This window comes from Flavobacterium sp., from assembly GCF_046293665.1.
Lineage (GTDB): Bacteria > Bacteroidota > Bacteroidia > Flavobacteriales > Flavobacteriaceae > Flavobacterium.
Map to the genome: position 1 here is coordinate 41,015 of NZ_JBKBOL010000010.1, position 22,457 is coordinate 63,471.

General features: G+C 35.3%; 16 protein-coding genes. 9 read left to right on the forward strand and 7 right to left on the reverse strand.

All coding sequences use genetic code 11. The annotated features are described in order from the left end of the window. Nucleotides 1–228: 228 nt before the first annotated feature. Nucleotides 229–1,287: a hypothetical protein gene (locus ACK4R1_RS12860; protein WP_409687724.1), complete on the forward strand. Its 1,059-nt coding sequence runs from the start codon at nucleotides 229–231 to the stop codon at nucleotides 1,285–1,287. A gap of 45 nt (nucleotides 1,288–1,332) precedes the next feature. Here the strand turns inward: ACK4R1_RS12860 and ACK4R1_RS12865 are convergent, their stop codons facing one another. Continuing rightward, nucleotides 1,333–1,479 (reverse strand): hypothetical protein, encoded by a 147-nt coding sequence (locus tag ACK4R1_RS12865; protein ID WP_409687727.1) that lies wholly within the window; start codon nucleotides 1,477–1,479, stop codon nucleotides 1,333–1,335. A gap of 87 nt (nucleotides 1,480–1,566) precedes the next feature. On the opposite strand from ACK4R1_RS12865, the gene ACK4R1_RS12870 reads away from it, so the two are divergent. Continuing rightward, entirely contained in the window at nucleotides 1,567–2,061 is a 495-nt protein-coding gene (locus tag ACK4R1_RS12870; RefSeq protein ID WP_409687730.1) for a hypothetical protein, read from the forward strand. Nucleotides 2,062–2,131: 70 nt separating this feature from the next. Here ACK4R1_RS12870 and ACK4R1_RS12875 read toward each other — a convergent pair whose 3' ends face one another. Together ACK4R1_RS12875 and ACK4R1_RS12880 are read right to left on the reverse strand one after the other, a co-directional pair. Further along, entirely contained in the window at nucleotides 2,132–3,391 is a 1,260-nt protein-coding gene (locus ACK4R1_RS12875; protein WP_409687733.1) for an aminotransferase class I/II-fold pyridoxal phosphate-dependent enzyme, read from the reverse strand. A gap of 73 nt (nucleotides 3,392–3,464) precedes the next feature. Further along, on the reverse strand, nucleotides 3,465–5,849 hold the full coding sequence (locus tag ACK4R1_RS12880) for a 7TM diverse intracellular signaling domain-containing protein (RefSeq protein ID WP_409687735.1): 2,385 nt from the start codon (nucleotides 5,847–5,849) through the stop codon (nucleotides 3,465–3,467). Between the two features lie 233 nt (nucleotides 5,850–6,082). Here ACK4R1_RS12880 and ACK4R1_RS12885 point away from each other — a divergent pair, with 233 nt between their 5' ends. From ACK4R1_RS12885 to ACK4R1_RS12895, 3 genes are all read left to right on the forward strand, one after another. Then, nucleotides 6,083–6,667, forward strand: a complete 585-nt coding sequence (locus ACK4R1_RS12885; RefSeq protein ID WP_409687738.1) for a non-canonical purine NTP diphosphatase — start codon at nucleotides 6,083–6,085, stop codon at nucleotides 6,665–6,667. Nucleotides 6,668–6,944: 277 nt separating this feature from the next. Beyond that, nucleotides 6,945–8,879, forward strand: a complete 1,935-nt coding sequence (locus ACK4R1_RS12890) for a DEAD/DEAH box helicase (RefSeq protein WP_409687741.1) — start codon at nucleotides 6,945–6,947, stop codon at nucleotides 8,877–8,879. 244 nt (nucleotides 8,880–9,123) lie between these two features. Continuing rightward, entirely contained in the window at nucleotides 9,124–9,912 is a 789-nt protein-coding gene (locus ACK4R1_RS12895) for a carboxypeptidase-like regulatory domain-containing protein (protein WP_409687744.1), read from the forward strand. Here the strand turns inward: ACK4R1_RS12895 and ACK4R1_RS12900 are convergent, their stop codons facing one another. Beyond that, nucleotides 9,913–10,569: a TrmH family RNA methyltransferase gene (locus tag ACK4R1_RS12900; RefSeq protein ID WP_409687747.1), complete on the reverse strand. Its 657-nt coding sequence runs from the start codon at nucleotides 10,567–10,569 to the stop codon at nucleotides 9,913–9,915. It lies immediately after the preceding gene. Between the two features lie 88 nt (nucleotides 10,570–10,657). Between ACK4R1_RS12900 and ACK4R1_RS12905 the strand changes: the two genes are divergently transcribed. From ACK4R1_RS12905 to ACK4R1_RS12915, 3 genes are all read left to right on the forward strand, one after another. Further along, nucleotides 10,658–11,356 (forward strand): SIR2 family NAD-dependent protein deacylase, encoded by a 699-nt coding sequence (locus ACK4R1_RS12905; RefSeq protein ID WP_409687897.1) that lies wholly within the window; start codon nucleotides 10,658–10,660, stop codon nucleotides 11,354–11,356. A gap of 107 nt (nucleotides 11,357–11,463) precedes the next feature. Beyond that, entirely contained in the window at nucleotides 11,464–12,807 is a 1,344-nt protein-coding gene (gene purB / locus ACK4R1_RS12910) for an adenylosuccinate lyase (RefSeq protein WP_409687750.1), read from the forward strand. A gap of 144 nt (nucleotides 12,808–12,951) precedes the next feature. Continuing rightward, a complete protein-coding gene (locus ACK4R1_RS12915; RefSeq protein ID WP_409687753.1) occupies nucleotides 12,952–15,195 on the forward strand; it encodes a cation:proton antiporter in 2,244 nt (747 codons plus the stop codon). 61 nt (nucleotides 15,196–15,256) lie between these two features. Here ACK4R1_RS12915 and guaB read toward each other — a convergent pair whose 3' ends face one another. Both guaB and ACK4R1_RS12925 read right to left on the reverse strand, forming a co-directional pair. Beyond that, nucleotides 15,257–16,729, reverse strand: a complete 1,473-nt coding sequence (guaB, locus tag ACK4R1_RS12920) for an IMP dehydrogenase (RefSeq protein ID WP_409687756.1) — start codon at nucleotides 16,727–16,729, stop codon at nucleotides 15,257–15,259. Nucleotides 16,730–16,792: 63 nt separating this feature from the next. Further along, nucleotides 16,793–18,631, reverse strand: a complete 1,839-nt coding sequence (locus ACK4R1_RS12925; RefSeq protein WP_409687759.1) for a tetratricopeptide repeat protein — start codon at nucleotides 18,629–18,631, stop codon at nucleotides 16,793–16,795. Between the two features lie 412 nt (nucleotides 18,632–19,043). On the opposite strand from ACK4R1_RS12925, the gene ACK4R1_RS12930 reads away from it, so the two are divergent. Continuing rightward, nucleotides 19,044–21,542 carry a cation-translocating P-type ATPase gene (locus ACK4R1_RS12930; protein ID WP_409687762.1) on the forward strand — a complete coding sequence of 833 codons (2,499 nt, stop codon included), beginning with the start codon at nucleotides 19,044–19,046 and terminating at the stop codon, nucleotides 21,540–21,542. Here ACK4R1_RS12930 and ACK4R1_RS12935 read toward each other — a convergent pair. Beyond that, nucleotides 21,539–22,402 (reverse strand): hydroxymethylglutaryl-CoA lyase, encoded by an 864-nt coding sequence (locus ACK4R1_RS12935; RefSeq protein ID WP_409687765.1) that lies wholly within the window; start codon nucleotides 22,400–22,402, stop codon nucleotides 21,539–21,541. The two genes, ACK4R1_RS12930 and ACK4R1_RS12935, sit on opposite strands and share 4 nt — an antisense overlap. Nucleotides 22,403–22,457: the final 55 nt, after the last annotated feature.

The window sequence follows — 22,457 nt, forward strand, 5'->3', positions numbered from 1 at the left end:
ATCTTCTTAATATTGAAAATAGATTATAAAAACCTTACGATATCGTAAGGTTTTTTTTCTTTTTATAAGAATTAGCTTTGTTTTTTTGGATGTCAATAAATCGATTTTTGCTATTCATCCGTAAAATGTGGCTTTTTATCTGATATATTTTTGTTAATTTTTTTCTTTCTTTTTTGCAGCATACATTTGCACACCTACATTTTAATAATCACTAAATACTAAGAAATCATGAACAAAAAAATTATCAAAGGAGGAATTGTGTCAACTATGTTTACACTTCTTTTCCTAACTTTCGCTAGTTGCGAAAATGAAGAAACAAGTAGTGAAATATCTCAAAAAGTAGATGTTGGTTCACTAGGAAGCGGAAATTCTTGTACTCCGTTATTAGCAGGTCAGAACATAAATGTTGGAACAGTGTGTTTTGACGATATTGACACTAATAATGATGGTGTTGTAGATGCGCTGAAGGTAACTTACAACACGGTTAATGGTTGGACTATTGCTGATACACATTTATGGGTAGGTTCTTCTTTATCTCAATTACCAACAAACAATGGAGGAAATCCAATTCCTGGTCAGTTTCCATACAAATCAGGAGCTTTGAGCGGTGGATTGACTACTTATTCAGTTACTATTCCGTTTACATCTATAGGATTTGCTTGTCCAGGTCCTGGTAAATTTTATGTTGCAGCTCACGCAGTTGTTAGCAAGCCAGGCGTTTCATCTGAAACTGCTTGGGGTAATGGAAGTAGAATTACAAACAGAGGTAGTTGGGCAAATTACACAACAATTTACATAACTTGTGACGATGATATTGTGGAAGAAGATGTAGATTGTGAAACTGCCTTTGCCTACAGCAGTACTTACGGAAGTTGTTTCAGTAATTTCAGTGACTTGATACCAAACTCAAACCGTTGGGGTTGGTCAAACGGACCTTTAGCGCCAGGAAACTATACTTTTGATTTGTATGCCGGTGCCGGATTATGTAATTTATCGAATGGTACTTTAGTTGGAAACGTTACTGTTAATTATAACGGTTCAACAGCAGTTGTAAAGTACAATGTATTAGGAACTAATCCGATTACAAATTCACCTTACACTTTAGATGAAGCTCATTTATATGTTGGAAATGATGTATTACCATCTTTCAATGGAGGATTTACAGTTGCTCCAGGGCAGTATCCTATAACTAATTTGAGTCCGAATGGAGAATACACTATCAATAACTTAAGTGGAAACATTTATGTTGTAGCACATGCTGTTGTTTGTGGATTTCCAAAACAATAATAAATTTTGAATATTAAAAAAGGCTGCATTTTATGCAGCCTTTTTTTATTCGTTTGATTTACCTTCATTAAACTTTTTTACAATAGATTTTAACAGTACAGCACGAGCCATTTTTTTGGCTTTTTCCTTATCTTGCGCCTTGTGTAGTTTGTCGTTGTGCGCTTTAATATTCCTTGGATTATTTCTTCCCATTGGACAAAAGTACAAATTTTTGTTAAAAAGAAAGTTTGGCATCAATATTGAACTGCTCAAAATATCAATCAATTAAAATTATATACCATGAAAAAGATTACCCTTATTTTAGCTTTTATCGGGATGATAACGCTACAAAGTTGCAGCAATAATGATGACATTGACAATGATACAATAGGCGAAGTATTTGAATATACCAATGTGAATTTCTTTCCAAATGACTATTCTGTGGTGCTTCAATATCCACATCCTATTTTTAATTCTGACATGGTTTTAGTATACCGTTTGTCAGGTTCTTTTCAAGGAGAAGATATTTGGAAACCTTTGCCTGAAACTTACTACTTTGGTGATGGAACTTTAGACTTAAGGTATGATTTTGATTTTACAAGGTTTGATGCCCAAGTTTATATGGAAGGTTTTGATTTAGCCGGAGTAAGTTCAAGTTACAGATTAAATCAAATTTTAAGAGTGGTTGTGATTCCTGCAGCTTTTGGGAAAAACAGTACCGTTAATTTGAATGATTATAATGCAGTAGTTAGTGCATTTAACATTGATGAATCCAAAATTATCAAAGTTCAATAAATTTTAATTTACAATCATAAAAAAACCATCCTTTTTAGGATGGTTTTTTATTTTGTGGAAACCTAAATTATTATGATACGTCAACGGTAGTCGCGTCAGCAATCTTTTTATAAGTTCCATTGACTAACTTTTCACGGATAGCATCAAAAGCTGTTAGTGTTTCTTCGATATCTGCCAAAGTATGAGAAGCCGTAGGAATCATTCTCAACAAGATAATGCCTTTTGGAATTACCGGATAAACCACAATCGATAAAAAGATACCATAGTTTTCTCTTAAATCGTTCACCATAACCATTGCTTCAGGAATGGAACCTTCTAAATATACCGGTGTCACACATGTATTGGTATCGCCAATGTTGAATCCGTGTGCTTTTAATCCGTTTTGTAACGCATTTACGTTTTCCCAAAGTTTGTCTTTCAAGCCCGGATTGTCTCTTAACAATTGTAGTCTTTTCAAAGCACCAACGGTTTGGATCATCGGTAAAGCCTTAGCAAACATTTGCGAACGCAAGTTGTATTTTAAATAATCAATAATGTCTTTATCTGCGGCTAAGAATGCTCCGATACTTGCCATTGATTTGGCAAAAGTCGAGAAGTAAACATCAATTCCGTCTTGACAACCTTGTTCTTCACCTGCACCGGCACCAGTTTTTCCAAGTGTTCCAAATCCATGTGCGTCATCAACCAACAAACGGAAATTGTATTTTTTCTTCATTTCCACAATCTCTTTCAACTTACCTTGTTGGCCACGCATACCAAAAACACCCTCGGTAATGAATAAAATTCCACCGCCGGTTTCTGTCGCCATTTTAGTTGCACGTTGAAGATTTTTCTCCATGCTTTCTAAGTCGTTGTGTTTGTAAGTAAAACGTTTACCCATATGCAAACGTACACCGTCAATAATACAAGCATGTGCATCAACATCGTAAACAATGATATCGTTTTTAGTCACCAAAGCATCTATACAAGACATGATTCCTTGGTAACCAAAATTTAATAAGTAAGCTGCTTCCTTTTGAACAAAAGCGGCCAATTCGTTTTCTAATTGTTCGTGTGCATCAGTATGACCGCTCATCATACGGGCGCCCATTGGATAAGCCGCGCCATATTGCGCCGCAGCATCAGTATCGGCTTGACGTACTTCAGGATGATTGGCTAAGCCTAAATAATCGTTTAAACTCCAGTTTAAAATATCTTTTCCGTGGAATTTCATTCTCGGTCCTAATTCGCCTTCCAATTTTGGAAACACATAATAACCTTCAGCTTGAGAAGCCCATTTTCCTAACGGACCTTTATTGTTTTGTATTCTTTCGAATAAATCTTTTACCATTGTAAAGTGTATTTAAAAACGAGGCAAAAGTAAATATAAATTTAGTTTACTCCTAATGGTAATTGCCAAATACTTACACTAATAATTTAATGATTTCAAAAAGCAAATCTTTATCAACCGGTTTTGACAAATATTTGTTCATTCCGATTTCGATTACTCTTGATTTGGTAGTTTCCATAACATCAGCCGTTAAAGCAATAATCGGAATGGATTTTTTGTTTTCGCCTGCTTCGCCGTTTCGGATAGCAATAGTGGCTTCATAACCGTCCATGATTGGCATTTGCAAATCCATCAATATAATATCGTAATGGTTTTCGGTTAATTTTTTGACGCCTTCTTCACCGTTATTGGCAAATTCAACTGTAGTATTCAACCATTTTTTGGTAATCATTTTAATTACCATTTGGTTCATGGCATTGTCTTCAACTACTAAAATAGCTTTTCCTTTTAAATCATATTCCAATGCAACAGCATTATCTATAGTAGGTTGTTTGATAACTTCAATATTTTCATAGTTGAGTTGAATTTCACAAACCGTTCCTAAATCGGATGTACTATCGATTTTAATTTTGCCTTTGTGTAAATCAACCAAATGTTTTACGATATAAAGCCCAAGTCCTAATCCACCAAATTTTCGTTTGTTGTTGATGCCTTCTTGTGAAAAGGAATCGTAAATACTGTTGATTTTTTCTTTCGAAATGCCAACTCCCGTATCGCTTACGATAAAGGTCACTATTACATCATTGGTTTTGTCTTTTTGGGCATCTAACTTAAACTTTATGAAACCTTCATTAGTGAATTTGATGGCATTGCTCAATATGTTGTGCAGAATTTGACTTAATCGATCGATATCGCCTTTGACCATTTCGGGTAAATAGTCTCCTTTTTGAAATGTAAAGTCAAGTCCTTTATCGCTTGCTTCTCGTGCGAAATTGTTGGCGATGTGTTCAACGGTTTTGACTAAATCAAACTCTGTTGGCTCTAATTTGATTTCGTTCTTTTCAATCTTCGAAAAGTCAAGAATGTCATTCACGGAACTTAATAAGCTATAAGTTGAATACTTTATGATTTGGCTACTGTCTTGAATTTCCTTGTTATTGCTCTCCTTAGCCATAGATTTAGCAGTGTTTAAAATAGCATTCAAGGGCGTTCGCAATTCATGGCTGATATTGGATAAGAAATAAGACTTCAGTTCATTCATTTCTTCCGATTTCTGTAAAGCTAAGGTTTGCAATTCTTCTCTTTCATTTTTTAAGTTTCTAATCAAATTTGCCATCGAAAGGGATAAGAAAATCACTTCCATTCCTGTGCCTAGCTTTGAACCATTTTCTGTCCAAAAGTTTAAGGGCAATACACTGAAATTTTTTAGAATAAAAACCACAAATCCACAGACCAAAAAGATCACACCAATAGCAAAAAATCGGTCTATTTTCTTTGTTTTTCTGTAAATGGCAATCTGTGAAGCGATGATTAAGGACAAAACAATTAAGCCAAGTCCATTGGCAATAGGATAGGAGTATTGTAATGCTTCTGGAACAAATAGTAAAGAAAGAAGCAAAGCCGCATTTAATAGATACAACACATAAAAAGCATAATTTATCGTTTTATTGTAGGCTTTTATTTTTAAAAATACTTGTGCATATTTGCCTAAAAAGAAATTGGCAAAACAGGCAAAAAGAATCACAGAATGTAATGAAAGCCAACCTGATTCCGGTGTGATGAATTGGAAAAAATAACCATCAATAGCGAATTGGAGTAATCCAATAAAAACCACATACATACTGTAATACAAGAATGTCTTGTCTCGCATTCCAAAGAAAAAGAACAGATACAAAATTGCCGCAATAACTAAAATACCATAAAAGAAGCCAAAGACAAACTGTTCAAAGGAAGTCATTTGAATCAAGCCTTGTAAACTGTAAATAATCATTGGCATCGAAAGCATTTCTCCATCACTTTTCACATGAAGATAATATAGTTGTTGTTCGCCGGGTTGAAGCTCTATTTTGAAAATTGTTTTTCTGTGGTCAAAACTTCTTTGAGAACACGGAATAGCGTCGCCGCTGATAAATTTTCTAATTTTATTATCTTGATCAATTGCATAAAGTTCGGCCACATCAGTGATAGGCCGGGCGGTTTCAAAAAAATAATAGGCTTTTTCTTCAGTGGTGTTTTTTAATTGAAAACGTATCCAAAAATGATGCGTGGTGAATCCGAAATCTGTATTTTCATTCAGCATCGGTTTAAACTTTAAATCTTTGGAAGCGATGATTTGTTCCAATGTCAAGCTGTTTTTACCAACATCAACATATTCAGATTGACTGTGGATGGAAATTTGATTAAAAGAATTTTCTTTCTGTAAAAGGAACTGTGCAGAGCTGTTTTGAAGAGATAATATAAAAATGCCTAGAAGACATAAAAATCTCTTGCTATTGAGAATAGTATTTTCGTTTTTCATACGGGGCTTAGTAGTATCTTATTTACGAATATATACGGCTAGCAGTTAGAACAATTCTTAAAATTTTAAAAAAGAATAAATTTGTGCTTTATAAGTAGTACTTTACTTTGTTTGTATAGTGTAGAGTATTTTTTTTAATGAACTTTACTACAATAAAATGCGTTATGCTTTGCGAATATCATTAGGAATATTATTCGCATATTTGCAGAAATTCAATTAATTATTTGAAAAAAATGAAACTAGTTTTCGCCTCCAATAACAAAAATAAAATCAAAGAAATCGAACTTTTACTTCCGGAATCTATTACCCTTTTGAGTCTTGAAGATATTGGATGTTTTGAAGATATTCCCGAAACAGCAAATACAATAGAAGGCAATGCTATGCTCAAAGCCAATTATGTTACCGAAAATTTTGGCTACAATTGTTTTGCCGATGATACTGGATTAGAAGTTGAAGTTTTAAATGGAGAACCGGGCGTTTATTCCGCTCGTTATGCCGGAGAACAGAAAGATGCCAATGATAATATGGATAAATTATTAGATAACCTAAAAGATAAATCAAACCGAAAAGCCAATTTCAAAACAGTGATTTGTCTGAATTTAAATGGAGAACAATATCTTTTCACCGGAATAATCAACGGCAAAATCATCGAAGAGAAAATAGGAACCAACGGTTTTGGTTACGACCCAATTTTTGTTGCGGATGGTCATACTAAAACCTTTGCAGAGTTGACTTTAGAAGAAAAATCGGTAATCAGTCATCGTGGTTTGGCTGTGAAGCAGTTGGTTGGTTTTTTAAGTAGCAGAGTGGCTGAGTAACTTAGTCGCTAAGTAAAGATAAACGGTCTAATTAGCCCCGACAGGAGCAAACTACCGCGTAGTGTGGATGGCGGGAGCATAAGTCAAAGAAAGACAAAAGTTTCGCTCCTAATTCTAATATTAATTCACGCAAGAAAGGACTGAGACTGTGTTCCTCAGACACTCAGCTGCTTGATTGCTTTGTTATGTAAAAGTTAACATTCTGATTATCAAAGCAAAACAAATTAGCGTATATGGTTTTTAAAACTTACCTTTGCACCAAATTTTAAAACTTTATATGAATAAATTTGAACAATTAGGTCTGAATGAATCGTTACTGCTGGCGATCAAAGATCTAGGATTTGAGAATCCGTCAGAAGTACAAGAAAAAGCGATTCCAGTACTATTGGAACAAAACACAGACTTGGTTGCCTTAGCGCAAACAGGAACAGGGAAAACAGCCGCTTTTGGTTTTCCGCTTATTCAAAAAATTGATGCCGAAGACAGAAACACACAGGCGTTAATTTTGTCACCAACGCGTGAGCTATGCTTACAAATCACCAACGAGATTAAACAATACTCAAAATATGTAAAAGGTTTACATACAGTGGCAGTTTATGGTGGTGCAAGCATTACGGAACAAGCCAGAGATGTAAAACGTGGAGCACAAATTATTGTGGCAACTCCGGGAAGAATGCAAGACATGATTAATCGTGGGCTTGTGAACATTAAAAACATTAACTTCTGTATTCTTGACGAAGCAGATGAGATGTTAAACATGGGATTTTATGACGATATTGTTTCGATATTATCTGACACACCAGACGAAAAGAACACTTGGTTGTTTTCAGCGACTATGCCTGCAGAGGTTGCCAGAATTGCTAAAAAATTCATGCACGATCCGGCAGAAGTAACCGTTGGAACTAAAAATTCGGGTTCGGCTACAGTATCACACGAATTTTATTGTGTGAATGCTCGTGATCGTTACGAAGCTTTGAAAAGATTGGCCGATGCAAATCCGGATATCTTCTCGGTGGTTTTTTGTAGAACCAAAAGAGATACCCAAGCGGTGGCTGAAAAGTTAATCGAAGACGGATATAATGCCGCAGCTTTGCACGGAGATTTATCTCAAGCGCAACGTGATGGTGTGATGAAATCTTTCCGTGGTCGTCAAATTCAAATGTTGGTAGCGACAGACGTTGCGGCTCGTGGAATTGACGTTGATAATATTACGCACGTTGTAAATTATCAATTGCCGGATGAAATTGAAACCTACAATCACCGTTCAGGCCGTACTGGTCGTGCCGGAAAATTGGGTACTTCTATCGTAATCATCACCAAAAGTGAGTTGCGTAAAATTTCGTCTATTGAAAGAATCATCCAACAAAAATTTGTGGAGAAAACCATTCCTAGCGGAATTGAAATCTGCGAAATTCAATTGTTGCACTTAGCCAATAAAATTAAAGACACTGAAGTTGACCACGAGATAGACAGTTATCTTCCGGCAATTAATGATGTTCTTGATGGTTTGTCTAAAGAAGAATTGATTAAGAAAATGGTATCGGTTGAATTTAATCGATTCATCAACTACTACAAAAAGAAACGTGATTTATCAGGTGAAAAAGGTGGTGAAAGAAGCGAGAGAAGTTCAGAGCCAAGAGAAATCAGAGCCGGAGATCCTGTTCGCTATTTCGTAAACATTGGTTCGAGAGATGATTTCGATTGGATGCAGTTGAAAGATTTCTTAAAAGAAACGCTTGATTTAGGTCGTGATGATGTGTTTAAAGTTGATGTAAAAGAAGGTTTTTCATTCTTTAATACTGATGGTGAACACACTGAAAAAGTAATGTCTATTCTTAACGGATATGATATGAACGGCAGAAGAATCAATGTAGAGATTTCTAAAAACGATGGTGGAAGCCGTGAAAGACGTGACCACAACGGAAGAAGTGGTGGCGGAGAAAGAAGAAGCTCAGGCGGATTTGGTGGAAGAAGTTCAGCACCAAGAAGTGGTGGCGGAAGTTTCGGCCCAAGAAAAGAAGGTGGTTTCAGAAGCGACAGAAGTTCGGCTCCAAGAGAAGGCGGATTCAGAAGCGATAGAAACTCAGCACCAAGAAGAGAACCGGGTTCTTTTCAAAGAGAAGAAAGAGCACCAAGACGTTCTGAAAGCAACGACAGACCGGCCGGACGTTCTTTTGATGATGCTAAAGCCAGAAGACCAAGAAAAAGCTAGTTCCGAAGCTTCGGGATTAAATTACGAATTACGAATTAGGAATTTAAATAATTTCTAGATTATACAACTCCGTTTTTACTTAGGTAGGAACGGAGTTTTTTTTTCTACATAACCCTAATTCGTAATTCATAATTACTAATTCGTAATTCTTTATTTGAGCTTTTGTTAATTTTGTTCTAATTCTGCCAACAAACAGTAAAATATCTTAAAAGAGTTTCATACTTTTAAACCATCAAAAACAGCTATGAGATATTTTACTCTTTTCCTCTTCTTTTTTCTTTCCTTTAATGCTTTTGCACAAGAGGAACCTGTTGGTCAAAAAGTTTCAGGAACCATCATCAATGATAATACATTGTTACCAATTCCTAATGCCAACATTATTAATGTAAATAAAGTAAAGGGCGTAGTAACAAATACCAGCGGATATTTTGAATTAGAAGTTAGTGTAAGTGATACGTTGCATATCTCTATTCTGGGTTATCAGTCTTTGCGTGTCAGAGTAACCAATGACTGGTTGAAAAATGGAACGGCCAAAATCTTGTTGACCGAAAAAGCCATTGCCTTAGAAGAAGTTGTCGTTAAGAAATATGATTTGACCGGATATCTTGAAGTCGATTCTAAATTGATTCCTGAAAAAGAAAACTATCGTTATAGTATTTCCGGATTGCCAACTGCTTATGAAGCCGGAGAAAGCTCTCCAAACGCTTTTACAAGAGTTTTGGGCTCTATTTTCAACCCAGCTGATATGTTGTACAATTTTTTCGGAAAAAAACCCAAAGAACTTAAGAAGTTGAAATCGATGAAAAAAGATGATACAGTTCGTACGCTTTTAGAATCCAAGTTTGACAGGGAAATGATTTCCGTACTTTTAGGGGTTGATAAAAAAGAAATTGCCGAAATCTTGCAACGCTGTAATTATTCGGAATCGTTTATTCAAACGGCTAATGATTTGCAAATTTTAGATGCCATAAGCGAATGTTATGAGCAATACAAAGTGCTGACTAAAAAGCATGAGAAGTACATTAAAGAGTAATTATTGCTTAGAATAGTATCTTTCTTCTATACGCTTAATATCTTTTATGGTATTTTTTGCCCAAAGCAAACGCTTTTCCAACAATTCCTCTTCCGTAAGTTTCCAATTCACATCAGATTGGCGTAGGCGAGTGGTAATGTCTTGAATGATAATCGCTGCGGAAACCGAAATGTTCAAACTTTCCGTAAAACCAACCATCGGGATTTTCAAATAACCATCGGCTTGTGACATTACTTCTTCTGAAAGGCCTTCTTTTTCCGTGCCAAAGAATAAGGCGCTTTTTTTAGTAACATCAAATTCGTGCAGCAAACAAGAATCATTGTGCGGCGTTGTGGCTATGATTTGATACCCTTTGTTTTTTAAGGTTTTTATGCAATTGGTGATGTTGTCAAACTTATTAATATCAACCCATTTTTGCGCGCCCATGGCAATTTCCTTATCGATATTTTTGCCAAAACGTTGCTCTACAATATTGATTTCCTGAATACCAAAAACCTCGCAACTACGCATCACCGCGCTCGTATTGTGAAATTGGTAAACGTCTTCAACCGCAATGGTAAAATGATTGGTGCGGTTGTTCAATACTGTTTGAAATCGCTCTTTGCGGTTTTCAGTTAAAAAATCTTCCAGATAGTTTAGATAATCCAGGTCAATCATAAAATTCGTTTTTACTTCGTACAGTTCGACCTGAAGGTCTCGGGTGCCAAAATAACGAAAAAATGCGTAGCTTTAAATCCAAATAATGATAATGAAAAAATTAGTCGTTTTAACAGGAGCCGGAATTTCTGCCGAAAGCGGTATCAAAACCTTTCGTGATGCTGATGGATTATGGGAAGGACATGATGTTATGGAAGTGGCTTCTTATGACGGTTGGCTAAGAAACAAAGAACTCGTTTTAGACTTTTACAACCAAAGAAGAAGACAATTACAGGAAGTAAAACCGAATTTCGGACATATCACTTTAGCCGAATTAGAGAATAATTTCGACGTTCATATCATTACACAAAATGTAGATAATTTGCACGAACAAGCCGGAAGCAGTAAGGTTTTGCATTTGCACGGCGAATTGTTAAAAGTCAGAAGTGACCATCATCATCGATTTGAGGTTTTAGATTGGACTTCCGATTTGAATATTGGCGATGTTGATTCAGCCGGAAATCAATTACGTCCAAATATCGTTTGGTTTGGCGAAGCCGTTCCTGCTTTGGATGAAGCTATTTCCATTGTTGAAACTGCTGATTATTTAGCCGTAATTGGCACTTCGCTACAAGTATATCCTGCGGCCGGTTTGATGCATTATGCCAATCGAAATGTACCAATATTCTACATCGATCCTAAACCCGCAACCATTTATGATTTGCAAAATCCCTTAGAAGTTATTCCAATGAATGCCACCGAAGGTGTTCCTTTATTAAAGCAAAAATTACTAGAGTTCAGAAAATAGATGAAAGAATTAGAACATAGATTTTATAGTCTATTTTCTATACTCTATACTCTTTATTCTTAAATCAATTTCTTATTTTTGCACCACAACAAAACAACACACAACACATGTCACTAAGTACTTTAAATGCCATTTCACCCATTGACGGACGTTACCGTAAAGCAACCAAATCTTTAGCGCCTTTTTTCTCCGAAGAAGCTTTAATTAAATACAGAGTTTTAGTTGAAGTAGAATATTTTATTGCACTGTGCGAAAGTGATTTACCTCAATTAAGAAGTGTTAACAAAAATTCATTCGAAGCTCTCAGAAATATCTATATTAACTTTACTACTGAAGACGCTTTAGTCATTAAAGAAACCGAGAAAACTACCAACCACGATGTCAAAGCGGTAGAGTATTTTATCAAAGATAAATTCGAAATTTTAGGTTTAAGCGACTTTAAAGAGTTTATCCATTTCGGATTAACTTCTCAAGACATTAATAACACTGCGATTCCGTTATCGACTAAAGAAGCTTTTGAAAAAGTATACATGCCAAGCTTAATTGGTTTGATTGCCAAGTTAAAAGAATTGAGCATGGAATGGAAGGACATTCCGATGTTGGCCAGAACTCACGGTCAACCGGCATCGCCAACCCGTTTAGGAAAAGAGATTTTGGTATTTGTAGAACGTTTAGAAGAACAAATGCGTTTGTTGTTCAATATTCCGTTTGCGGCTAAATTTGGCGGTGCGACAGGAAATTATAACGCTCATCACGTGGCTTATCCTAATGTAGATTGGAAACAATTCGGAACGACTTTCGTAGAAGATACTTTGGGATTGCAACATTCTTTTCCAACAACACAAATTGAGCATTATGACCATTTTGCGGCCTTTTTTGACGCGTTGAAGAGAATCAATACCATCATCATCGATTTAGACAGAGATATCTGGACGTATGTTTCGATGGATTATTTCAAGCAAAAAATCAAAGCAGGCGAAATTGGTTCTTCGGCTATGCCACATAAAGTAAACCCAATCGATTTTGAAAATTCTGAAGGAAACTTAGGGATTGCTAATGCTATTTTCGAGCATCTTTCAGCCAAATTACCGATTTCAAGATTACAACGCGATTTAACGGATAGTACTGTTTTGAGAAATGTTGGTGTTCCTTTCGGACATACGATTATTGCTTTTGAAGCCACTTTAAAAGGCTTGAACAAATTGTTGCTAAACGAACCAAAATTCGCCGAAGATTTAGAAAAAAATTGGGCCGTTGTAGCCGAAGCCATTCAAACGATTTTACGTCGAGAAGGTTATCCAAATCCCTACGAAGCCTTGAAAGGATTGACCAGAACAAATGAAGTAATGAATAAAGAATCCATTCATGCATTCATCGGAACATTAAATGTTTCGGATGAAATTAAGGCTGAATTGTTGGCTATTTCGCCTAGTAATTATTTGGGAGTATAGATGAGTAGTGAGAGATATTTGTTGTTTGAAAATGTTTAAGATGTTAATTGATTGTTAATCGCTCAATTTTTTCAATAAAAAGTTTGAATAACAAGGCGTTTTTTGTATTTTGCGATTGTTCGTTTTTTAATACAAAAAATATCTATGTTTTTAATTTTGACAGCTATAACAGAAGCTTCACATCATTTATATCCCCTCATCAGTGATTTAGGATTAATTTTAATGACAGCTGGAGTTGCTGTTTTATTGTTTAAAAAAATTAAACAACCTCTAGTTTTAGGTTACCTTATTGCTGGATTTTTAGCTGGAAACCATTTTGATTTTTTCCCTTCAGTAAAAGACGTTCATAGTGTTGAAGTTTGGGCTGAAATAGGGGTTATCTTTTTACTTTTTAGTTTAGGACTGGAATTCAGTTTTAAAAAGTTGATGAAAGTAGGAGGAACTGCATCCATAACCGCGTTAATCCAAATTATATCTATGGTATTTTTGGGTTATTGGGTGGGACGATTTATGGGTTGGAAAAACATGGACAGCATTTTTTTAGGAGTTATTCTGTCTATTTCATCCACTACTATTATTCTTAGGGCTTTTGACGAATTAGGCGTAAAAGGACGTAAGTTTGCTGGAATTGTATTTGGTGCTTTGATTGTTGAAGATATTGTAGCCATTGTGATGATGGTATTGCTTTCTACAATCGCTGTTAGTCAGCAATTTTCCGGAGGCGAATTGCTTATATCGGTTTTGAAGCTGATTTTCTTCCTTACATTATGGTTTATTGGTGGAATTTTTTTCATCCCAACATTATTGAAAAAAGCCAAAAACCTGCTTACGGATGAAACAATGTTGATTATGTCATTGGCGCTTTGTTTAATGATGGTAATTCTGGCAACTAAAGCAGGTTTTTCCCCTGCCCTTGGTGCTTTTATTATGGGTTCCATTATCGCCGAAACTACTCAAGCAGAAAGAATAGAACATTTAGTAAAACCAGTTAAAGACTTGTTTGGAGCAGTTTTCTTTGTATCCGTAGGGATGTTGATAAACTTGGATACTTTGGTCGAGTATGCTCTTCCTGTTGTTATAATAACATTATTAACTATTTTTGGAAAATCAATAAGTTCTATGATTGGTGCATTGATTTCCGGACAACCTTTGAGACAATCAGTGCAGACAGGTATGTCATTGGCACAAATAGGAGAGTTTTCGTTTATCATCGCCACATTAGGAATGTCTTTGAAGGTAACCAGTGATTTTCTATACCCAATTGTGGTAGCTGTTTCCGCTATTACTACTTTTACAACGCCTTTTTTGATAAAAATTGCTACTCCTTTTTCGGAAATATTAGAAAAAAAATTACCTAAAAAATGGGTTCGTTCCATCAATTCATATAGTTCTAATACGCAGGCGATAAAATCATTAAGTAATTGGCAAATTGTGTTGCGTTCGAGTTTTATTCAAATAGTAATTCATTCGGTAATCATAATTGCAATTATCATACTATCTTCACGTTTTGTATTACCTTTAGTTGAACATTCTAAGTTTGGTAATGCCATTGCTGCTATAATTACACTTATTGTTATCTCTCCATTTCTTTGGGCTTTATCTTTGAGAAGAGTTGCTATAAATGAGGTCTACATTCTAATGCAAGAAAGAAAGCATCACGGTCCGATAATTATGCTAGTGCTTTTTAGAATTGTACTTACATTATTTTACATTGGTTTTGTTTTAAATACTTTTTTCTCTACCGGCGTGGCTTTGGTTGCCTTCTTAATTGCTATTGGAGCTTACATTTTATTTCCAAAACAACTTCATGCGGTTTATAATAAAATTGAAAGTCATTTCATGAGTAATTTTAACGACAGAGAAACCCGAAGAGAAAATAAAAGGCAAAATACTTTATCACCATGGGACGGACACATGGCCGATTTTAATATTGCCAAAGAGTCTAATTTGGCCGGAAAAACATTAGAAGAATTGGCAATTCGAGAACAATTCGGAATCAATATTGCTTCCATTCGCAGAGGCGATGTTTTAATCAATATTCCTATTAGAACCGAACGACTATTTCCGGGAGATGAGATAAGTATCATTGGAACCGATGATCAGGTTAAAGAGTTTAAAATTTATTTGGATAAAAACGAAATTGATATTCCTGAAAAAGTTGAACAAACTGACATCATATTGCAAAAACTGGAACTCAAAAACCGAGTTTGTATTGGCAAAACCATTCGTGAATCTCAAATTCGCGAAAAAACACACGGAATTATTGTTGGAGTTGAACGAAACGGAAAGCGTATTTTAAATCCGGAATCACATTTAGTCCTAGAAGACAGCGATATCTTATGGATTGCAGGCGAGAAGAAAAAGATAGCTGAGTTTATGAAAGCGTAATAAAATACAAAAGGCATAAGAAACTAACTTATGCCTTTTTGCTTATGCCTAATGACTAAACTTATCTCGAATAGTTTGGAGCTTCTTTAGTAATCGTCACATTATGTGGATGACTTTCGCCAATTCCGCTTGTGGTGATTCTAACAAATCTTCCGGTTTCTTTTAAGGTTGCAATATCTTTGGCACCACAATAACCCATTCCGGCTCTCAAACCACCAACGAATTGTTGCATGCTTTCGTTTAATTCCCCTTTGTAAGGCACGCGACCCACAATTCCTTCGGGAACCAATTTTTTAATATCGTCTTCAACATCTTGGAAATAACGGTCTTTTGAACCTTCTTGCATGGCTTCAACAGAACCCATTCCACGATAGGATTTAAATTTTCTGCCTTCAAAAATGATGGTTTCGCCCGGAGATTCTTTGGTTCCGGCTAATAATGAACCGAGCATTACACAATCGGCACCGGCAGCAATCGCTTTTGGAATATCTCCGGTATAACGAATTCCGCCATCAGCAATTACCGGAATTCCGGTTCCACGCAACGCGGCTGCGACTTCTAAAACCGCAGAAAATTGTGGGAATCCAACGCCGGCCACAACTCTTGTTGTACAAATTGATCCTGGTCCAATACCGACTTTTACGCCATCGGCACCATTTTCAACCAAATACAAAGCCGCTTCAGCAGTGGCAATATTGCCAACAATGACGTCTAAATTTGGGAATTTTGCTTTGACCAATTTCAACACATCGACTACGCCTTTGGTATGACCGTGAGCTGTGTCAATAATTACAGCGTCAACTCCGGCATTGACCAAAGCAGTCGCTCTTTCTAAAGCATCAGCAGTAACACCTAGAGCAGCGGCAACACGTAAGCGTCCGAACTTATCTTTATTGGCTACAGGTTTCTGGGCTAATTTGGTAATATCTCTAAATGTGATTAATCCAACTAACTTATTATTGGGATCAACTACGGGAAGTTTTTCAATTTTATTTTGTTGCAAAATACCTTCAGCTTCTTGTAATGTTGTTCCTTCGGCTGCGGTAACTAAATTTTCTGAGGTCATTACTTCTAAAATAGAACGCGAGTTGATTTTTTCAAAACGCAAGTCTCTATTGGTTACAATTCCTTTTAAAATTCCGTTTTCATCAACCACAGGAATTCCTCCAATTCCGTGCTCTTTCATCAACATTTTAGCATCGCCAACAGTAGAGTTTAAAGGCAAAGTTACCGGATCGATAATCATTCCGGCTTCGGCACGTTTTACTTTTCTAACCTTTGCGGCTTGTTGTTCAATGGTCATGTTTTTGTGCAAAACACCAATGCCACCTTCTTGCGCCATAGCAATGGCCATAGAACTTTCGGTTACGGTATCCATGGCCGCAGAAACGATAGGAACATTCAGCGAAATATTTTTAGATATTTTCGATTGGATATTGACTTCGCGCGGTAAAATTTCAGAATAATTCGGAATCAGCAATACATCGTCATAGGTTAAACCTTCGCCAACGATTTTAGAAGTGTGTGCTTTCATGCAATTTGTAGTTGTAGTTAAATTGCGTGCAAATATAACAAAAAATCCTGAAGTTATAAAGGGTTAATGTTTCAAAAATGAAATGATAAATTCGGTCGATTCGCCTTCTACACTTTTGATGTCCAGTTGGCCTTTGTTGTTTATTAAAAATTGTTTCACCAGTAGTAATCCTAAACCGGTTCCTTCTTCCATAGAAGTTCCTTTTTCAGAAATCAGGCGTTTGTTAAAATTCATAATCTCCTCTATTTTACTTTCATTAAGGCCATTTCCATAATCTTTAATATGAATTTTTTGATACTTATCGTCTGAGGTGTAATGAATGTCAATCTGACTGTTAAGCGGTGCAAATTTTAAAGCGTTAGCGATAATGTTTTGAATAATTATTCGAGTTTGACCAATATCAGCTTTAATAAAAACTGCTGTTTCTTTGTTGTGATTGAATGTAACTTTCTTTTTTACCACTTCGGCATAAAAAGAGCTTATGGATTCTTCAATGATTTGATTTAAAGCAATCTTTTCAAGATGAACCGACGTGCCGTCAATTTGTGAATTGGCCCAATTTAAAATATTGTTTAGGATTAAAGAAGTTCCTTCAACTTGCTTTTGAAGTTGATCAAAAATGAAAGTTTGTTCCTCTTTGGTTAAATCATTTTGTTTGTTCAATTCAATAACTTGAATAAGTGAATTGATTGGTGTTTTTAAATCGTGAGAAAGTATCGAGAAAATTTTATTTTTAGTCTGATTTAGTTCTTCTAAAGCAATATTCTGAGCGGTTATCATTGATTGTTGGCTTTGAATATCTCGGTTTTTAATTTCAATTTCTTTAAAAAACTTTCCTTTTTGATTGGTGTATTTGTAATATTGATAAATAAATATGAGAAGCGCGATGAGTAAAAAGAAAACAAAACCCACAAAAATACGAATGTTGTTCAGCTTTTGTTGTGCAATTTCTGCTTTGGCAAATAACCTTTCATTTTCTGCTTCTTTGGCTTCCAATTGCAGGATATTAACTTCTTTTATTTTTGACTCTGCGTATAATGAGTCGTTGTAAATTTTATTAATTCTTAAAAAATGATAAGCTGATTCAAAATTATTTTGTTGGCTGTATATTGTAGAAATAATCTCTGATGATCTGGCAATATCCCATTTGGCCCGAACAATTTTAGCAGTATTGTAACCTTTTAAACCAAAATCAATAGCCTTTTGGTAATTGCCTTTTTTTAAGTAAACTTCCGAAAGCCCCGACAATGCATAAGCTTCTTCCCATAAATTAGGTTTTACACTACTGTTTAAAACTTTTTGATAGTAATAAATTGTGGAGTCAAGATTGTTTTTTATGAAATGAATATTGGCCAACTTATTCATTGTCATTTGAGCATCATCGGTGGATTTATTTTTAATGCTTAACTTTAATGATTCTTTAAAACTCTTATACGCTTCATCGTATTCCTTAAGGTTTGTTTGTGAAATACCTATGTTCAAGAGGTTTTTTACTATAAATTTTTCGTTGTTTAAAGTCCTGCAAATGGTAATCGATTTTTCGAAATTTTTTAAAGCTTCTTTGTCTCTGCCAAAGCCTTGTTGAATAAGCCCTTTTCCCATCAAGCATTTTGCAACACCTACTTTGTTATTCTCTGACTCAAAAATTTCTGCAGCTTTGATATAGTTTTGTAAAGCAACATCATAAGACCCAATGATGTAATAGTTGGCGCCAAAATTGAAGATCACTTCGGCGATTAAATTTTTATCATTCAATTTTTTAGCCACTTTTTCCGCTTTTATTAGAAAAAATTTAGCTTTATTGAAATCAGAATAAGTATATTTTTTTGATTCTTTTAGGTAATAATCAACAGAATCTTTAGAATGAACACTTGCGTATACATTGTTTTGTAGTGTAAACAAGTATGCTAGTAATATGACCGCAAAGTTTATTGTTCTAGGCAAAGTATTTTTTTTAATTTGGGATTATAAAAATACAAAAAACAATTTCATGGTTACTATCCCTTAGTTAAATTTTCTAAATAGTTTTAATGAGTCATTACTGGTGTTTTCAAAAAGTATCAACCTCGTATTGTTAATGTTGTTGGTCAAGTTATTTATGTTCATCATACAACTTCCAAAATCTTTAATCGTAACGTTAAATCAATTAAAACCGGATTTGTTGACAAAGACAATTTTTTGAACAATTTGTTTCATACTAAACCAATTCTATTGTTTTTATTAAATTTTCTCAAGTAGATTAATTTTGTTTGCTAAAAGTACTTGAACTCGGCATAAATGGTTACCTTAGTTTGTATAATTGATCCTCATTTAAATGAAACAAAAGCAAAAAAATAGTGATGGACTTTCGGATCAAGAGGTTGAAACTTCCAGAAAAAAAAACGGTTCTAATTCTTTAGAACACCAACAAAAGAATCACTTTCTAATTTCCTTAATAGAAATGGTTAAAGAACCGATGTTTCTGCTTTTAGCAGCTGCAGCAAGTATTTATTACATTTCGGGAGATTATGGTGATGGTATTTTTATGTCGGTAGCGATTCTTTTTGTGGCGACTATTTCGTTGTTTCAAGAAGCCCGAAGTCGAGATGCTATTGATGCTTTAAGAAAGTTATCACAACCCAAAAGTAAAGTCATAAGAAATGGTGAAATAGTTGAAATTACAAGTGAAGAAATTGTTTTAGGCGATGTTATTCAAGTAGAAGAAGGGACTTTTATTCCGGCCGATGCCATGATTATTCAATCGAACGATTTTTCGGTTAACGAAGCCATTCTGACTGGCGAATCTTTATCGGTTTTTAAGAGTGAAACTTCAGAGACTAATCAAGTATTTCAAGGAACAACAGTTGCCAGCGGATTGGCCATTTGTGAAGTAACCGCTATTGGAAATCAGACTAGTCTGGGAAAAATCGGCAAAAGTTTAGACGCAATAGTAGAAGAGAAAACACCCTTACAAATTCAGATAACCAATTTTGTAAAGAAAATGTCCATTATTGGGTTGGTGATTTTTGGTATAGTTTGGGCTATCAATTTTTATCATTCTCAAAGTATTTTAGACAGTTTGCTTAAAGCCTTAACGATTGCCATGAGCGTAATTCCCGAAGAGATTCCGGTTGCTTTTACAACCTTTATGGCACTTGGCGCTTGGCGTTTGATGAAGATGGGCATAATTACCAAACAAACTAAAACGGTGGAAACATTAGGTAGCGCAACCGTTATTTGTACGGATAAAACAGGAACCATTACAGAAAATAAAATGAGTTTGGCTCAATTGTATCTTTTCGATTCCAATGCCATTATCAATACTAATGAGCCACTAAATCCGAAAGCAGAAGAATTGTTGAGTTATGCGATGTGGTCTAGCGAACCAATTCCGTTTGACGCTATGGAAATTGCTGTTCATGAGGCTTACGCCCAATTAGAGTCTGTTGATGAACGACCTAATTTTAAATTGGTTCATGAATACCCGTTAGGCGGAAAACCACCGATGATGACGCATGTTTTTGAAGACAATGGTGGTAAAAGAATTATAGCCGCCAAAGGTGCGCCGGAAGCTTTAATCGAAGTAAGTCATTTATCTGAAAAAGAGAAGAAGCAAGTTATAACTGCAATGGAAATCATGGCTAATGAAGGTTATCGTGTTTTAGGGGTTGGAATAGCCGAGTTTTCAGAAAAAGAGTTTCCTAAAACCCAGCAAGAATTTAAGTTTAGTTTTAAAGGATTAGTTGCTTTTTATGATCCGCCAAAAGCCAATATTCAAGAAGTTTTTGAGACTTTTTATAAAGCGGGAATTCAAGTTAAAATCGTTACCGGTGACAATGCCGCAACAACTTCTACTATTGCCAAACAAGTCGGTTTCAAAGACGCTGACAAAGTTTTAAATGGCGATGAATTGATGGCGATGGATGAAGCTACTTTAAAAGGAAAAGTAATGGAAACTACCATTTTCACGAGAATGTTTCCCGAAGCCAAACTCAAAATCATCCAAGCGCTAAAAGACAATAGCCAAATTGTAGCCATGACGGGCGATGGCGTAAACGATGGTCCGGCATTAAAATCGGCTCACATCGGAATTGCGATGGGTAAAAAAGGAACAGAAATTGCCAAACAAGCCGCAAATCTAATTTTGATAGATGATGATTTTAGTAAAATGACTGATGCGATTGCGATGGGTAGAAAAATTTATCTCAACTTGAAGAAAGCAATTCAATATATCATTTCGATACACATACCAATTATCCTAATTGTCTTTATACCATTGGCCTTAGGATGGATTTACCCTAATATTTTTACCCCGGTACATATTATCTTTTTGGAAATAATTATGGGGCCAACTTGCTCTATAATTTATGAAAATGAACCCATGGAACGCAATTTAATGTTGCAAAAACCAAGACCTTTGACGTCAACTTTCTTTAATTTAAAAGAAATAACAATTAGTATTGTTCAAGGATTGGTAATTACGTTAGGATTGCTTTTTATCTATCAATATTGCCTTTATCAAGGGTTTACAGAAAGCGTGACTAGAACCAATATTTTTATTACTTTAATTGCTTCCAATGTCTTTTTAACCTTGGTAAATCGTTCTTTTTATTATTCTGTTTTTACGACTATCCGATATAAAAACAATTTGGTGCTGCTGATTATTGGGATTACCATAGTGATGACATCTCTACTATTGTTTATTCCTGTTTTCTCCAAATTCTTTTGGTTTGAAAAAGTCAATGCAACACAAATCGGTATTAGTGTTTTGGTTGGATTTATTTCGGTGATGTGGATTGAAATCTATAAATTTTTCAGAAGAAGAAATACTTAATGATAGGCACTAAATAACTTTGTAGCTTCATTATATGCACTTTCAAAACTCATCGGACTTGTATTAGTGTTTTGCTTTTGAGCCGTAAAATAGGAGAGAAGCTTTTCAGTTGGCATATTTCCTGTCAAATCATCTTTAGCCATAGGACAACCGCCAAAACCTTGAATTGCACCGTCAAATCGATAGCAACCGGCTTTGAAAGCAGCGTCAACTTTTTCGTGCCATTTGTCCGGAGTGGTATGTAAGTGGGCACCAAATTCGATGTTTGGGTATTTCGGAATCAAATTCGAAAACAAATACTCAATAACATCAGGCGTTGAACTTCCAATCGTATCAGAAAGCGACAAGATTTTCACACCCATATTGGCCAATCTTTCTGTCCATTCGCCTACAATTTCAACATTCCAAGGATCGCCGTAAGGATTGCCAAAACCCATAGAAAGATAGGCAACGACTTCTTTGTTGGAAGCATTGGCAATGTCTAAAATCTCTTGTAAAGTGATTAAACTTTCAGCAATGGTCTTGTGCGTGTTACGCATTTGAAAGTTCTCTGAAATCGAAAACGGAAAACCCAAATACTGAATTTCTTTGTGTATTGAAGCCAGTTGTGCGCCTTGTGTATTGGCAATAATAGCTAAGAGTTTGCTTTGTGTTTGCGATAAATCCAATTGCGCTAAAACTTCTGCAGTGTCTTGCATTTGCGGAATGGCTTTAGGCGAAACAAAACTGCCAAAATCAATCGTGTCAAAACCTACACGAAGTAAGGACTGAATATAAGCTACTTTTCTTTCAGTAGGTATAAACATTTTGATGCCTTGCATAGCATCGCGTGGACATTCTATAATTTTGATTGGTTTCATAATCGTTTTCAAAGATACTAAAACTCCTCATTTTTTAAAATTTATATTTTGTTTC